This window comes from Mucilaginibacter sp. A5337 (assembly GCF_059690695.1).
Window position 1 is genome coordinate 1 of record NZ_JCAWEC010000003.1, and the last position, 14224, is coordinate 14224.

A 14224-nucleotide genomic window follows, 5' to 3' on the forward strand; every position below is an offset into this window, starting at 1 on the left:
GGGTAATGTCGATGTTCTTTAATAATGATCTTTTCCACTGTGTTTACTTTAATGTAAACCCATTTCCGGACAAGACAGTTTGTAGAATAATGTGAATTTAATTTTAGCGTGCCGTAGGTACGCAACTCCCGCTTTTCTCATCGACGCTACAGCTCATCATTGCATTTTAATAAAACGATTCCCCATCACTGGCACAGCTATTGTTTTAACTACCCTGCATCAAAACTATACGCTATGAAATCATTAAAAATAAAGCTGGCCATGATGTTACTGGGATTAACGCTCGGAGCTGCTGCACCGGTATTGGCACAGTCATCAAAAGATACTTCATCATTAACTACAAAGGCCAACGGCGCCGGGGCCGGAAATGGGGCCAGCCAGGGAGCGCCTGGTACAGCTACGGTATCCGGTACCGGGACTGGCACCTTGCAGGATAGCGATAAAGCCAGCGTTCCCAGCGGCGATGCCAGTATAAAACAGAACACAGATCAAAAAATGGTAAACCCTTCGCAATCGGCCGGATACTGGATATTGGGAGCGTTTAGTTTGGTTGGACTGATCATGTTGATCATATTACGCAGAAAGAGGCATGTAAATCCATGATCAGGTATGATGCTGACTATTAGCTTCGCGCTCTTTGATAATGCGGTAGCCAAATTTTTGAGCAGGCAGCTCAATAAAGTGATGTAAAAATGTGGAAATAAGCATGCTGGCCGATAACACTATTATTAATCTTATGATGTAATTGGCTATGGCGCCGGCTGGGCCTTGCACCGGCAAATAGTCAATTATATGAAAACGGGTTAGCCAATGCAGTACAGCAAAATGGCTTAAATACATGCTGAAACTTATTTTGCCGGCATAGGCAGTAAAGCGGTTAACTAAAATTTTGTATTCGTGCCTGCTTAATGCAAGTGCCAGCACAAAAAACGCGATGGTACAAAATACATGATCAGGAAGAAGCACTACACCCAGATATTGTGTTAGTAAAAACAGTGCAGCAATCAGTATAGTATAGGGCTTAACCCTGGGCTGGTAATTATCTTTAATGATAAAATAAAACAGTATGCCCAATGCAAATACGGGCAACTGGGATGGCAGATAAAAATAAAGATAGTTATACCACAACATATCATTTTGCATCAGGTGAAAGCGGCGTAGTATGATATCGAGCACAAAACGAAGAACAAGTGTTAAAAGAAAGAATACCGTGGCCTGCTGGGTGTTTTTGATTTTATAAAATAAAAAAGGGATGGTGAGATAAAAAAGCATCTCAACAGCAATTGACCAGCCGCCAGGCACAAGGCTGTTTATCCAATAAGCATTAAACCCGTGTATAAAAAATACATTGCCGGTTATATTGCCGATAGTTACACCCAATGCATCGCCTAACCAAAAACGCGGGCCGAAGCCGTCCTGCCATAGGTAATAAATTATGGCGATGTAATACATTGGGGCAATCCTAAAAAAACGGCGGATGAAAAAATTGCCCGTAAAATATTTTTCCTTTTCATATCTCGCATTTACAGAAAGAAACAGCGTGAATGCACTCACAAAGAAAAATAGCTGCACTCCGTTTATACCGCGGCTTATTGCATGAACAAGCATAGCCGGCAACAGTGTATTGTTACCAAACTGCGAAGTATGGGTAATTACAACTGCTAAAATAGCCAAGCCTCTTAAAGCATCAATATATCTTAATTTTAGCATGCCCGCGCGTATAGTAAACTACTCATCTTCATTTCAGAGGGCCTAAAAATGTAAAAAAGATAACAGAATATAAAGGCTGAAAGCATAATGCATAAAGCCCAAAGCTAATAAATTGATTATTAATTAGCTTCAGGCTTTATATAACTTGTTTTCCTTGCGGTTATTAGTTTACCTCTATGATCTTAACACCCCATGGTTCCAGCTTTAAACTGGCTTTTTTATTAACGTTATCACCCGATAGCAATTCTTTACCATTGCCGTAAGGGTAGGTGAGGCTGGTTTCACTGGCCGAATAATTAAAATAATAATGTACCGTTTTGCCGCCCTGGTTTACCCCTTGTTTGGTAATAACCGGCCAGGCTATCTGCTGATCGGCTCCCCATAAGCCAATGGATTTTACTTCATCGGCGAGTAGTTTATCGGTAACGGCGCCGGTGGTGAGCGTGCCTATATAGGTAGCTACACCTTTACCATATTTGTTTTGGGTGATAGCAGCGTATTTACCCCAAACCGGGTGATCGTAATAAGCCAGTACCTTGGCCGTGGTTGGAGTAATGAGCTCCATCCAGGTGTTTAGTCTTTTATCTTCGGGTTTCAGGTTCCAGTCGTCGGCTTTTAATGCGGTATTGCCTGGTTCGGTGAACTGGCTGTAGTAAATACCACAAGCTTCGTCAATAATGCCCGGCTGATGCGTGGTGCGTACCTTTACGTTTTCATCGGCGAAGCCACTTTTGAAGGTATAAATGATATGTCCGCCGTTTTTAACGTAGGCATTAAGGCGTTTCAGCAAACTATCCGGTGCTGCATACAGCAAAGGCACTACCAGCAGTTTATAATCTTCAATATTTTTGCTTGTCGGGTCTACAAAATCACAGCCTACGTTCATGTGGTACAGGCCATCGTAAAACTGTCGCAATATATCGTTGTAGCCGGTTCGTGTTCCCCAGCCAAAGCCAAAAGCTTTAAAACCGGTAAGGGCTTCGTTGCTGAACAGGATAGCTACATCGTTTTTCTTTTTCAGGTTGATGAGCTTGCTGCTTAACCTGTCGAAATCTTTGCCGATGGTTTTGGCTTCATCATAAACCGGGTTGGGCTCAAAATCATGACTTAGCAAACCTTTCCAGTAAGTTTCGGCAGAGTTATGGATAGAATGCCATGGCCAGTAGCTCACCATATTGGCGCCTGATGCCAGGTGACTAAAAGCCTGCAACCTTAGCTGACCGGGATACGGTACCCATTGGGGAAAGCCCTGCGCCTCGGTTTCGATAGTAAGATAATTTTTACCGCCCTTCATGGAGCGGGCTACATCGCCGCCGAAAGAAATTTCTACGCCGGTAAGCTTATCCTGGCTGGGGTGATAAATATCTATGCCTGCAATATCCAATGCTTTAGCTGCTGCAAAGTGGTCAACATCCGGCTGGATGCCGAACGAATAGCCATGCCATTCCAGATCGAAATTTTGGGTGATGAACTGGTCGGGCCGTTTGTATTCGCGCACTATGGCGGCCTGCCATGCTAAGTAATCGGTAACCAGCTGGCGTTGAAATTTCGCAAACTCCGATGAAAGACTACCGTTGATCGTATTAACCATCGACGGAAAATCGTCCCAGTTATTGATGCGGTTGCTCCAGTAATCGAGCCCAAAAATGTGGTTAATATTATCCAGTGTTTTATACTTTGCCTTCATGTAGTTAACAAATAAGGCCTGCACGTTTGGTCCCGCCGTACCGTACGATTTGGTTTCGTTGTCAACCTGGTATCCTATCACTGCCTTGTTGTCTTTCACATGCTCCATTATCTTGCGGATAACACGTTCGGCATAAAAACGATAATCTTTATTAGTGATATCCATATTTTGCCTTGGCCCATACTGGTTTTGACCCGATGGGGTAATAGCTAAAATTTCCGGGTGCTTTTTTACCATCCATGTGGGTACGGCATAAGTTGGTGTACCGATGATAACATGGATCCCCGCTTTTTGCATGGCATTTAATACTCTGTCAATATGGGTAAAATCGAAAACACCATCCTGCGGTTCTTCTGTGCTCCAGGTTGACTCGGCAATGCGCACTACGTTAATGCCGCAGGCTTTCATCATTTGCACATCCTTGTCCAGCCTTTCGTAAGGCATGTACTCGTCATAATAAGCCACGCCATAAAGCAGCTTATCCATTTTGGGATATTGTGCGAAAGCGGATACAGCGAAAAGTAATTGCACGATGAAGAGCAGCAGGTATTTCTTATTCATAACAGCGATATTTAGGGTAATTGGCTTACGCTGATGAAAGTACGAATTAATTGTATTTTTAACACACATTAAAAAATATTTTACGATGTGAAACAGATGTAGTAGTACACAAAACATTTATTGCTGTTTAAAAACTGATATTAGCCCCCTGTTGTAGTACCATTATAACCTGTTAGTATTTCCTTATGAAAACAGTTATCCGTTACCTGCTTATCCTGATGTTTTGTTGCGCGATGAGCGCCCATGCGCAACAAAGGCGCCTTACCTACTGTAACCCGCTTAACCTCGATTATGGTTACACCCCCTTCGAAACATTTGCAGGCTGGGGTAAACACCGCGCTACTGCCGACCCAACTATGACTTTGTTTAAGGGCAAATACTACCTGTTCTCAACCAATCAATTCGGTTACTGGTGGAGCGATGATATGCTGAACTGGAACTTTGTTTACCGCAAATTTGTCCGCCCGTATAACGAGGTGAAAGGCGATGAACTTTGTGCTCCCGCTACATTAGTTTTGGGCGATACCCTGCTGGTGATCGGATCTACCTATAATAAAGATTTTACCCTGTGGATGAGCACTAACCCAACTCATGACGACTGGAAAGCCGCCAAAGATTATTTTAAAGTAGGTGCCTGGGACCCGGGCATGTTTGCCGATGATGACGGCAGAGTTTATATTTATCATGGCTCAAGCAATACCCTGCCGCTTTACGGGCAGGAGATTGACAGGCATACTTTTGAACCCATCGGCCCTAAAAAAGAAATGGTTAAACTTAACCCCGAAGAGCACGGCTGGGAACGTTTTGGCGAACATAATGATAACGTTTTCCTGCTGCCCTTTATTGAAGGCTCGTGGATGAACAAGTATAAAGGCAAATACTACCTGCAATTTGGCGCTCCCGGTACCGAGCAAAGTGGTTATGGCGATGGCGTTTTTGTGGGCGATCATCCGCTTGGGCCTTTTGCTTATCAAAAACATAACCCATTCTCGTACAAACCCGGTGGTTTTGCCAAAGGTGCAGGTCATGGCGCTACCTGGGCCGATAAATATGGCAATTACTGGCATATCAGCACGATGGGGATCTCGGTGAAAAATAACTTTGAGCGCCGTATTGGTTTCTGGCCTGCCGGGTTTGACCAGGACGGTGTACTGTACAGCAATACTTCCTACGGCGATTACCCGCACTATTTATCCAATGGCCCGGAAGACCACCTGAAAAGCAATTTTACCGGTTGGATGATCCTTAATTACAATAAACCCGTAGAGGTTTCGTCAACCCTGGGGGCTTATGCGGCTAACAATGCTGTTGATGAGGATATCAAAACTTACTGGAGTGCCAAAACAGCCAACAAAGGAGAATGGTTAAAAACCGACCTGGGTGAAGTGAGCACAGTAAACGCCATCCAAATAAACTATGCTGATCAGGATGCCGGTTTTATGGGTAAATCGTTAGGCGTGTACCATCAATATATTATCTACTCATCCCTCAACGGCAAAACATGGCAGCCGCTTATCGACAAAAGTAAAAACCGTAAAGATGTACCACACGATTACATCGAACTAAAAACTCCAGCCAAAGCCCGCTATATCAAAATGGTAAACCTGCACATGCCTACGGGCAAATTCGCACTATCCGGCTTAAGGGTATTTGGCAAAGGAGCCGGTGCAAAACCCGATACCGTGCAAAACCTCATTGTGCTGCGTGGCGACAGCGAGCGCCGTAACGCATGGCTTAAGTGGAAACCAAACGACAATGCCACCGGTTACACCGTTTATTTTGGCATAGCACCAGATAAGTTGTACAATAGTATGATGGTTTACGGCAAAAATGAATACTATTTTAATGGGATGGATAAAAGCCTGCCATACTATTTTCAGATAGAGGCGTTTAATGAAAACGGTATTTCGGCAAGGACGAAGGTTGTGAAGGTGGAGTAGTGTTGACTCACTGTTATTGTCATCCTTCGTACTTCAGCATGACACAATTAAAAAAACGTTCCCGTCAGCAGTTAAGCTTCGGGCGAAAGCAGGCAGAACAATGGTGGCCCGAGCGTAGGAAAGGGCATAGCAAGTTTTGCAGAAGCAGGGGTAAGCGGGAGCGCAGCAGGGCAAAATAATTGCAGCCGTGGTTCTGACTGATTTGCGGGGCAAGGCCTGTGCGGCAAAGAAGCCTATCTGCTGACTTGATTTTTTGGGTACTTTTGTATCAAGACAAAAGTACCTGGCGCCGCGCGGCCAAGAGCGCGACGATGTAAGTTAAATACCCTTAAGCTAATTATCCCCCCAATGCTAAAAACTATCTTCCCCCTCATCATAACCCTAATGCTCAGCATTGCTGCAAAAGCCCAGCAGGCCGACAGCACCCTGAAAAAATCGCCCATAAAAACGCTGAGCGATAAACAGTTTACGCTGTTAATTACCGGCGAGTATCTGTTTGACGATATGGAGCAGGTAGCCCGGCTAAACCATTACCCCATGCCCGATGCTGCACTGAAGTTCAAAAAAGAGCTAAGCCTGAGCCCTATGCAGGTAACCAAAATAACCGCTATAGCTACCGAACTGCACCGTAAACGGATGGAGATGGGCAATTTTATAGTCACCAATGAAACTACGCTTGATAAATTGATGAAAAAAGGGACGGATAATGGTAGTATCATCTTTTACTCCAACCGCTCGGGGTTATATTATGGCGAGCTTCGCAACGCCATTTTACAGGCCTGTTTAGGTACGGGGAATGCCCTTGCGCCTCAGCAAATCACAAAGTTAGAAACACTCGCTGCTCATAATTGAAAATATCCCGTTTGATTTGCTTAATTTAGCGCCTCCAAATAAAGTGTATGAAGATTACGTTTGATTTTGAAAAACCACTGGCTGAGCTACAGCAGCAGATAGAGAAGGTAAAACAGGTTGAGGAAAAAAACAAACTCGACATGTCGGCAACAGTAGCCGAGCTGGAAGGAAAGCTGGAAGAAGCCAAAAAAGATATATACAACAACCTTACAGGCTGGCAAAAAGTACAAATTTCCCGTCACCCTGAAAGGCCATATACGCTGCAGTATATTGAGCTGATGTGCGATGATTTCATCGAGCTGCATGGCGACCGTACCGTTGGCGATGACAAAGCTATCATCGGCGGTTTCGGTACGCTGAATGGTCAAACAGTAATGTTTATCGGTCACCAGAAAGGCCGTAATACAAAGGAGCGTCAGTACCGTAACTTTGGTATGGCCAACCCAGAAGGTTACCGTAAAGCCTTAAGGCTAATGAAAATGGCCGAGAAATTCAATAAGCCTGTAGTTACCCTGATAGATACCCCCGGAGCATTCCCCGGTTTGGAGGCGGAAGAGCGTGGACAAGGTGAAGCCATTGCCCGCAATTTGCTCGAAATGTCTGTGCTTAAAGTGCCTGTAATTTGCGTGATCATTGGCGAAGGTGCATCAGGTGGTGCATTGGGCATTGGTATTGGCGATAGGGTTTTAATGCTGGATAACTCCTGGTACTCCGTGATCTCTCCCGAAAACTGCTCAACTATCCTTTGGAAGACCTGGGAAAATAAAGAACGTGCTGCCGAAGTGCTTAAACTAACCTCGACAGAGATGTTGAAGAACAAACTGATCGACGGTGTGATCAAAGAACCACTTGGCGGTGCACACCAGGATCCTGTTGCTATGGCCGGCATCCTCAAAAAACAATTACTAAAAGACCTCAAAACCCTTAAAGAGCGTAATATCGAAGAGCTTGTAGCCGAGCGAATTGATAAGTTTTGCTCAATGGGCGTGGTTAATGAATAATAACAAGGTATCGCGATGCAATCGCTAAACCATATTAAGCGCTCGTTGCAAACGAGCGCAAGTTTAAGAAGAAAAAGAGCTGCCTGTAAGGCGGCTCTTTTTCTTTCAATAGCTAACTTCTTGCGCTCGTTTGTAACGAGCGCTTAACATGGGTTTACGTTTGTAACGTAAGCAAATTAAAACTTTTGCTCTTGCGCTCGTTTGCAACGAGTGCTTAAAATGGGTTTACATTTGTAACGTAAACAACCTAAAATTTTACTGAGATAAAGCCCCTATCCAATAAAATAACCTCCAATAGCCCCTTCTCCCCGGCATAGTTAATTGCCGAACTATAAATATAATGTTCAGGATGGCTTACAATTTCTGCCCGTACAGGGTTATCATGGATGTAATCCAGCTTTTGAAAAAGTATTTCTTCCCGGTCACACTCAATAGAATGATAGCCATCTTGCCATACTTTATAATTTTGTATCCGATCGTCAAATCTTGCATTATACTGAAACCGGTATAGCATCCAATCCCGACGGCTTTCATTTTCTGTTTCTACCAGTTTAATGAGTTGTTTGTTGGTGTGCTTTTTAAAGTCGCGCACGATGTCAGGCAATCGTATCGGGTGTTTGGCTGATACCAATAAATGAAGATGATTGGTCATCAAGCAAAAAGCGTATATCTCTAATCCCTTATTTTGCTGGCAATAGATAAGTGAATCGATAATAAGTTGTTTGTAAGCTGGTCTGATGAAAACATCAACCCAATCAATTATAGTAAAAGTAATGAAATGGATTTCTTCATGGTTTCTAACCCGGTATTGATGCGACATTGTGGATAAAGGTTTAGGCTAAATTAATGATCGTGCGATACAATCGCAAAACCATGTTAAGCGCTCGTTGCAAACGAGCGCAAGAGACAACGAGCACAAGAGAAGAATTACAAACCCCACCCCACAATAGTCGCAAATGCCCCTTACATAAAAGTTAGTTTGATGGTAAATTTAATCATCAATTAAACCATGCATTATGAAGACTGAAGAATCAGAAAGCCCTTTTGGCAAATTGGGTAACCCGGCCCGGCGTGCACTGGCCAATGCGGGGATTACATCATTACTTGAACTGTCAAAACTTACCGAAAAAGAATTTTTGCATTTGCACGGTGTCGGCAAAAGTTCGGTGCCGGTGGTGAAAGAGAAAATGAAGGCCGCAGGGTTAAGCTTCAAAGAATAAAAGATTAAAAACAACCGGGTTAGCTTTTTAAAATGGGTGGTGGTTTTAATATAAATCGCTGTAACTTGTATGCTGAAGTTTGCGTCACACCTCTAAAATACAAAAGCCATGAAGCGCCTGATCTTTTTGCTGTTTTTGCTTCCGGTTTTAACAACTCATGCCCAGCAAATCAATACTGTTAAGCTTGATAGCCTGTTTACTTCACTTGCCAAAAATGATGAAGCAATGGGGAGTATCGCCATAACAAAAAACGGGAAGGTAGTATACCAAAAAGCAATGGGATACGCGGTAACGGAAAGCAATACCGTGGCTGATGAAAATACAGAATATCATATCGGTTCCATAACAAAAATGTTTACCGCAGTTTTGGTTTTTCAGCTCATTGAAGAAAATAAGCTTTCTTTGGATGATACACTTTCCATGTTTTTTCCTCAGTTGCCAAATGCAGGTAAGATCACCATAAGTAACTTGCTTTATCACCGTAGTGGTCTTCCTGGTTTTACGAATGATACCAATTTCCCAGATTGGACGGATAAACCTAAAACGCATGAGGAGTTACTGGGGTATATTGTTGGCCGAAAACCTGATTTTGAGCCCAACGCCAAAGCCGATTATAATAATTCCAATTACCTGGTATTGAGTTATATTATTGAAAAGGTTTGCAAAAAAACTTATCAAGAGGTTTTAAAGCAAAATATAACCGACAGGCTAAAGCTTACCAAAACATATTATGGCGTTGACGCTGTGCTGCATCCAAATGAAAGTGCCTCATACACTTACTTTGACAATAAATGGAAAAAGGAAAAGGCTGCCAACCTGAATAATTATTGCGGTGCGGGAGCAATAGTTTCAACACCTGCCGATCTGGCCAAATTTATCGACGCGTTGTTTAATTATAAACTGGTAAAAAAGCAAAGCCTCGAAAAAATGAAAACCCTGGTTGATGGCTACGGAATGGGGTTGTTCCCATTTGAATCCGGCACAAGAAAGGGGTATGGGCATAACGGGAAAACAGAAGGCTTCTCTTCCTCACTTACCTATTATCCTGATGAGAAATTGGCTGTTGCCTATTGCACCAATGGCGAAATTTATCCCAAAGCCGATATTTTAAATGGTGTTTTAAGTATTTGTTTTAACACACCATATGTGATACCAACATTCCAACCGTTAAAATTAAGCGCTGCCGAACTGGATAGGTATTGCGGCACCTATTTATCAAAACAGCCGCCAATTGAAGTGATTTGTACAAGAAAGGATAGTGTTTTAACACTGCAAACCAAAGGACAGATTTTTACTGTCGAGCCCGTTGAAAAGGACAGGTTTATGAATAAACAGTTTGGATTTTTCTTTGATTTCGACTTATCAAAAAAGCAGCTGGTAATAGAGCAGGGCAGTGTTAATTATTACCTTGATATAAATAAGTGAACCCCTGTGCCTTCCCGCACAGGGGCGTAAAGCTTACAGTATATAATATACGTCGGCTTTAGCGGCGGCAGGTTGTACTGCTGCCTTTTCACTCTCATGTTTATCGTTAAGCATCTGCTTTAAATCGCGTTCAATGGTTTGCGATATGGCAGTTGTTGGGGTATCTGTTGGTTTGTTTTCAAATGGGTCCTGCAGGTGGATAGCCATTTTTTCTACCAGTAAAAATGCCGCTGCTATGGCTATGATCAAAGGCACTTCAAACATGCCGAAGAACTCGATCAAACCAAATGGCAACAGTATAATGAACAGGTACAAACAAAAATGGATGTACAAGCTGTAAGTAACCGGGAACACCGTGTTCTTGATCCGCTCGCATTTACCCATGGCATCGCACAACCGGGTAAGCGTACCGTCTATTTGTACCTGCTGGTAATCATTAAGCCATCCGTTTTTATAAGCCAGTTTCAGGTCGAGCCCGTGTAGCTTTAACAAGCTGTTAGGCATGTTGTTAAAACGATGGGTAAACTTCACTTCTTCGTCAACCAACAAATGCGCGTTTTTGGCATAAGGATCTTGTTTACGTAACGACTGGCTCAAGCCGTAGCACCAGGCTATCTGCCTGTAAACAAAACGTTTTTTAAAACCTTCTACCTCCTCGCACGCAGCATTATCGCCATCTAAAAAGGTGATTAATTCGCGGGTGAGGGATCTTGAATCGTTAACTATCGCTCCCCAGATGCTCCGGGCTTCCCACCAGCGGTCATAAGCCTGGTTTGAGCGGAAGGCCAGCAACAACGATATGATGGTTGCCAATATGGCCGGTACAGCAATTGGAATTGAGATCCTGTATTCGGGAAAAAAACGATGGAATAAAGCTATAGATACCGCATAAACAGCAACCAGTAAAAGCTCATTCTTGATTTTCCCTACCACATATTTTACCGGGATATTTTCTTTCAATAGCATAGATTATCTTTTTAAATGAATTTGATAAATATTAAACTTCCAGTAATTCGTGTTCGGTTTGGGTTTTAAGTACAGTTAAAGGCTGCTTCACTTCAGCTTTAAGGGTGATTATTTTGTACCTGCTCCGTTCCATTAGTATGGTAGGATCAAAACTGTTGGGTGTTAACCTTTGGTAGTTATGATTTTCAGGCATGGCTATCAGGTCGGTTTCTTTTGCTTCAAGATAGTTTTTAAATACCGCTACTGTGTTGCCATAGAAAAAGTCGGGTGTGATGCTGATGATCTGATCCGGGTAATCGGCTTTAAGCATGGTACAACCGGCATAAAATTCATCGCTGATGAGCTGGTATTCCCTGCTTCTGCGTGATAATAATAACAGGTCGGATATGGAGTCGGATAATTGCAGGAAGTGAACGAGCGAGATATTGAGCTTTTGCTTTGGATACCGCTCTGCTAAAACAGGTATAATGTTTAATGATGATAAGGCGAAATCAGACGGGATAATGATGTTTAATGTTTTCATGATGATACCTTTTTTGTGAATACTACTGTTTGTTGATACAATAGTAGGTACCGGGCATTAAAGCCATTTAAGAAAGAAATTAGAATGTGATTAGAGTTTTTAAATAATGAAGAAATTATGTGGGTCGATTGGACAGGGAGGAGTGAGATGGAATAATATCTTCCCGTCATGCCGAACTTGTTTCGGCACCCCACAAGTCAGATAGGCGATTTGATTAGCCGGCGGCTCAGCGCATGGGATCCCGAAATAAATTCGGGATGACGCAGGGGGCAAAGCTACTAATTTTTCTCCACCTCATAAACCGGCAACATCACCCTTATCTCGGTGCCTTCACCCTCTTTAGAAACAATGCCGATATTGCCCTTATGCAGCCTCACAATATTTAGCGCCAGCGGAAGCCCCACGCCATGGCCCTCATATTTACCTGTATTTGAGGCGCGGAAAAATGGCTCGAAAATATGCTGAACATCACTTTCAGGGATACCAATGCCCTGGTCCTTTACACTAAAAATGATGCTGTTGTTTTCGGCATATACTTTAAGCACTACGGGTTTGTTCTCGGAGTATTTACAGGCATTGAGGCCTATATTACTTATAGCCAGTTTGAGCAGGTTGATGTTTCCCTGTGTTACCAGGCTATCCACATCATCGGGTAGCGACGAAAAATCAATGCTGAGCTGGTTGGCCGGGTTGATGTGATCAACAGCCTCTTTAACCATAAACGCCATTTCATCGGCACGGATCTGTTCCCAGTTTTGCTTTTTGCCGTCGAAACCGCTTTGAGCCAGTCCGAGCAGACTGGTAATAATATCCTGCAGACTTTGAGTGCCGGTTAATATTTCCTGCAGGTTTTTATGCAGATCGGCACCGGGTTGGTCTATGTTTTTGAGCGAAAGCTCGGCCTCTCCTTTAATAATGGCCAGCGGCGTACGCAGTTCATGCGAGGCATTGCTGATAAAGTTGTTCTGCGTTTCAAAGGCGGTTTCCAGCCTGTCGAGCATATTATTAAAGGTTTGGGTAAGCTCGGCTATTTCGTCTTTCCCGCTGTAATCTTCCAAACGCAGGTGCAGGTTACTGGCCGTAATGGTGTTTACTTTTTTGATGATGTTACGTACCGGCTTAAAGGTATGGTATGAAAAACGGCGGCCAATGAGGTAAACAATTAATATCGAAATCAGGAAACTAACAATCAATACCTGTTCAAGGTCATTAAGCTCACTAAGGCCCGAAGGATTGGTTGCCGAAACTACAATAATAGCGTCACCTTCGGGAAAGTGAAATATATTGCCGGCATAAAATACATTGTTGGCCTTAAATCTTGATTTTCCGTTAGTAAGGATATTATCTATCAGTTGGCGCGGAACACCTTTTACTGTTTTGCCTTTTGTATAAACCTCCGGTTTAATGACATATTGCTTTTCGGCAATGAGGCGCTCAAGATAGCGCTGGCGAATTTCCCTGTACATGCCAAGGCTGTCGCGATCATTAAGGTGATGGATTTGTGAGGATATGTTTACCCTTGTTTCCAGACGTTTAAAAAAATCGTCGAAGGTAAACTGGTGTACAAAATAAAAAATGGCGCCGCTAAATACCAATATTACCGATACCGTTAAGGCCAGGAACAGCAGCGCAACTTTTTTCTGGATGCTCATTTAGGCTGCGTTGTTTTTTAAAATATAGCCCATGCCTATAACCGTGTGGATAAGCTTGTTGTCAAAATCTTTATCCACCTTTTTGCGCAGGTAGTTGATATACACATCAACCACGTTGGTCCCCATATTAAAATCAATGTTCCAAACATGCTCCAATATCTCAATGCGGCTAAGCATATGGTTTTTATTTTTGGCCAGAAACTCCAGCAGGCGGTATTCGGTAGCTGTAAGGTCGATGGTTTTATCTCCGCGCTTAACTGATTTTTCGTCACCGTTAATTACCAGGTCGGCAATTTGGATCACGTTTGCCGGTTGTGTAAGATTTGAATTGCGACGGGCTAATGTCCGGATGCGCGCGTTGAGCTCGGCCAAACTGAAAGGTTTAACCATGTAGTCGTCGGCTCCGCTGTCAAGGCCTACTACCACGTTTTCGGTAGTGCCGAGTGCGGTAAGCATTAATATGGCAGCGTTTTGGTTGGCTTGCCGTAAGCGGCGACAAACCTCGATGCCATTAATACCGGGCAGCATAATATCCAGAATGATCAATTGAAAATCCATTTTAATGGCCATGTCCAGCCCGGTTGTACCATCAAGGGCAACACTTATTTCGTGGCCTTCGGCAGTTAGGTCGCGCTGGATAATGGATACCAGTTTAGCTTCATCTTCTATGAGGAGGATCTTCATTGT

13 protein-coding genes are annotated in these 14224 nt (G+C 43.3%); 6 read left to right on the forward strand and 7 right to left on the reverse strand.

Translation table 11 applies throughout. From position 1 onward, the window contains the following. Positions 1-234 precede the first annotated feature (234 nt). Positions 235-603: a hypothetical protein gene (locus tag AC59JO_RS09870; protein ID WP_413666060.1), complete on the forward strand. Its 369-nt coding sequence runs from the start codon at positions 235-237 to the stop codon at positions 601-603. Here AC59JO_RS09870 and AC59JO_RS09875 read toward each other — a convergent pair whose 3' ends face one another. Together AC59JO_RS09875 and AC59JO_RS09880 are read right to left on the reverse strand one after the other, a co-directional pair. After that, on the reverse strand, positions 604-1710 hold the full coding sequence (locus AC59JO_RS09875; RefSeq protein WP_413666061.1) for an acyltransferase family protein: 1107 nt from the start codon (positions 1708-1710) through the stop codon (positions 604-606). Between the two features lie 163 nt (positions 1711-1873). After that, positions 1874-3958 carry a beta-galactosidase gene (locus tag AC59JO_RS09880; protein ID WP_497305059.1) on the reverse strand — a complete coding sequence of 695 codons (2085 nt, stop codon included), beginning with the start codon at positions 3956-3958 and terminating at the stop codon, positions 1874-1876. Between the two features lie 185 nt (positions 3959-4143). Here AC59JO_RS09880 and AC59JO_RS09885 point away from each other — a divergent pair, with 185 nt between their 5' ends. The 3 genes from AC59JO_RS09885 (at position 4144) to AC59JO_RS09895 (ending at position 7751) form a co-directional block, all read left to right on the forward strand. Further along, positions 4144-5898, forward strand: coding sequence for a discoidin domain-containing protein (locus AC59JO_RS09885; protein WP_497305061.1), 1755 nt, complete (start codon positions 4144-4146; stop codon positions 5896-5898). 348 nt (positions 5899-6246) lie between these two features. Continuing rightward, positions 6247-6750, forward strand: a complete 504-nt coding sequence (locus tag AC59JO_RS09890) for a hypothetical protein (RefSeq protein WP_413666064.1) — start codon at positions 6247-6249, stop codon at positions 6748-6750. Positions 6751-6797: 47 nt separating this feature from the next. Continuing rightward, complete coding sequence (locus AC59JO_RS09895; RefSeq protein WP_413666065.1) at positions 6798-7751, forward strand: acetyl-CoA carboxylase carboxyltransferase subunit alpha; 954 nt, start codon at positions 6798-6800, stop codon at positions 7749-7751. A gap of 247 nt (positions 7752-7998) precedes the next feature. Here the strand turns inward: AC59JO_RS09895 and AC59JO_RS09900 are convergent, their stop codons facing one another. Next, on the reverse strand, positions 7999-8571 hold the full coding sequence (locus AC59JO_RS09900) for an REP-associated tyrosine transposase (RefSeq protein ID WP_413666066.1): 573 nt from the start codon (positions 8569-8571) through the stop codon (positions 7999-8001). Positions 8572-8767: 196 nt separating this feature from the next. On the opposite strand from AC59JO_RS09900, the gene AC59JO_RS09905 reads away from it, so the two are divergent. Beyond that, positions 8768-8971 (forward strand): helix-hairpin-helix domain-containing protein, encoded by a 204-nt coding sequence (locus AC59JO_RS09905; protein WP_413666067.1) that lies wholly within the window; start codon positions 8768-8770, stop codon positions 8969-8971. 108 nt (positions 8972-9079) lie between these two features. Beyond that, positions 9080-10396, forward strand: coding sequence for a serine hydrolase domain-containing protein (locus tag AC59JO_RS09910; protein WP_497305064.1), 1317 nt, complete (start codon positions 9080-9082; stop codon positions 10394-10396). A 33-nt stretch (positions 10397-10429) separates the two neighbouring features. On the opposite strand, the gene AC59JO_RS09915 is transcribed toward AC59JO_RS09910, so the two are convergent. From AC59JO_RS09915 to AC59JO_RS09930, 4 genes are all read right to left on the reverse strand, one after another. Next, positions 10430-11362, reverse strand: a complete 933-nt coding sequence (locus tag AC59JO_RS09915; protein ID WP_497305066.1) for a bestrophin family protein — start codon at positions 11360-11362, stop codon at positions 10430-10432. Between the two features lie 31 nt (positions 11363-11393). Further along, positions 11394-11885, reverse strand: coding sequence for a hypothetical protein (locus AC59JO_RS09920; RefSeq protein ID WP_413666070.1), 492 nt, complete (start codon positions 11883-11885; stop codon positions 11394-11396). A 278-nt stretch (positions 11886-12163) separates the two neighbouring features. Beyond that, complete coding sequence (locus AC59JO_RS09925; RefSeq protein ID WP_497305068.1) at positions 12164-13537, reverse strand: HAMP domain-containing sensor histidine kinase; 1374 nt, start codon at positions 13535-13537, stop codon at positions 12164-12166. Beyond that, complete coding sequence (locus AC59JO_RS09930; RefSeq protein WP_413666072.1) at positions 13538-14221, reverse strand: response regulator transcription factor; 684 nt, start codon at positions 14219-14221, stop codon at positions 13538-13540. Between the last annotated feature and the right edge of the window lie 3 nt (positions 14222-14224).

Coding starts and splice junctions, on each gene's coding strand:
- AC59JO_RS09870 (WP_413666060.1), top strand. CDS start 235: ATGAAATCATTAAAAATAAAGCTGGCCATGATGTTACTGGGATTAACG.
- AC59JO_RS09875 (WP_413666061.1), bottom strand. CDS start 1,710: ATGCTAAAATTAAGATATATTGATGCTTTAAGAGGCTTGGCTATTTTA.
- AC59JO_RS09920 (WP_413666070.1), bottom strand. CDS start 11,885: ATGAAAACATTAAACATCATTATCCCGTCTGATTTCGCCTTATCATCA.
- AC59JO_RS09905 (WP_413666067.1), top strand. CDS start 8,768: ATGAAGACTGAAGAATCAGAAAGCCCTTTTGGCAAATTGGGTAACCCG.
- AC59JO_RS09915 (WP_497305066.1), bottom strand. CDS start 11,362: ATGCTATTGAAAGAAAATATCCCGGTAAAATATGTGGTAGGGAAAATC.
- AC59JO_RS09885 (WP_497305061.1), top strand. CDS start 4,144: ATGAAAACAGTTATCCGTTACCTGCTTATCCTGATGTTTTGTTGCGCG.
- AC59JO_RS09930 (WP_413666072.1), bottom strand. CDS start 14,221: ATGAAGATCCTCCTCATAGAAGATGAAGCTAAACTGGTATCCATTATC.
- AC59JO_RS09895 (WP_413666065.1), top strand. CDS start 6,798: ATGAAGATTACGTTTGATTTTGAAAAACCACTGGCTGAGCTACAGCAG.
- AC59JO_RS09925 (WP_497305068.1), bottom strand. CDS start 13,537: ATGAGCATCCAGAAAAAAGTTGCGCTGCTGTTCCTGGCCTTAACGGTA.
- AC59JO_RS09900 (WP_413666066.1), bottom strand. CDS start 8,571: ATGTCGCATCAATACCGGGTTAGAAACCATGAAGAAATCCATTTCATT.
- AC59JO_RS09910 (WP_497305064.1), top strand. CDS start 9,080: ATGAAGCGCCTGATCTTTTTGCTGTTTTTGCTTCCGGTTTTAACAACT.
- AC59JO_RS09890 (WP_413666064.1), top strand. CDS start 6,247: ATGCTAAAAACTATCTTCCCCCTCATCATAACCCTAATGCTCAGCATT.
- AC59JO_RS09880 (WP_497305059.1), bottom strand. CDS start 3,958: ATGAATAAGAAATACCTGCTGCTCTTCATCGTGCAATTACTTTTCGCT.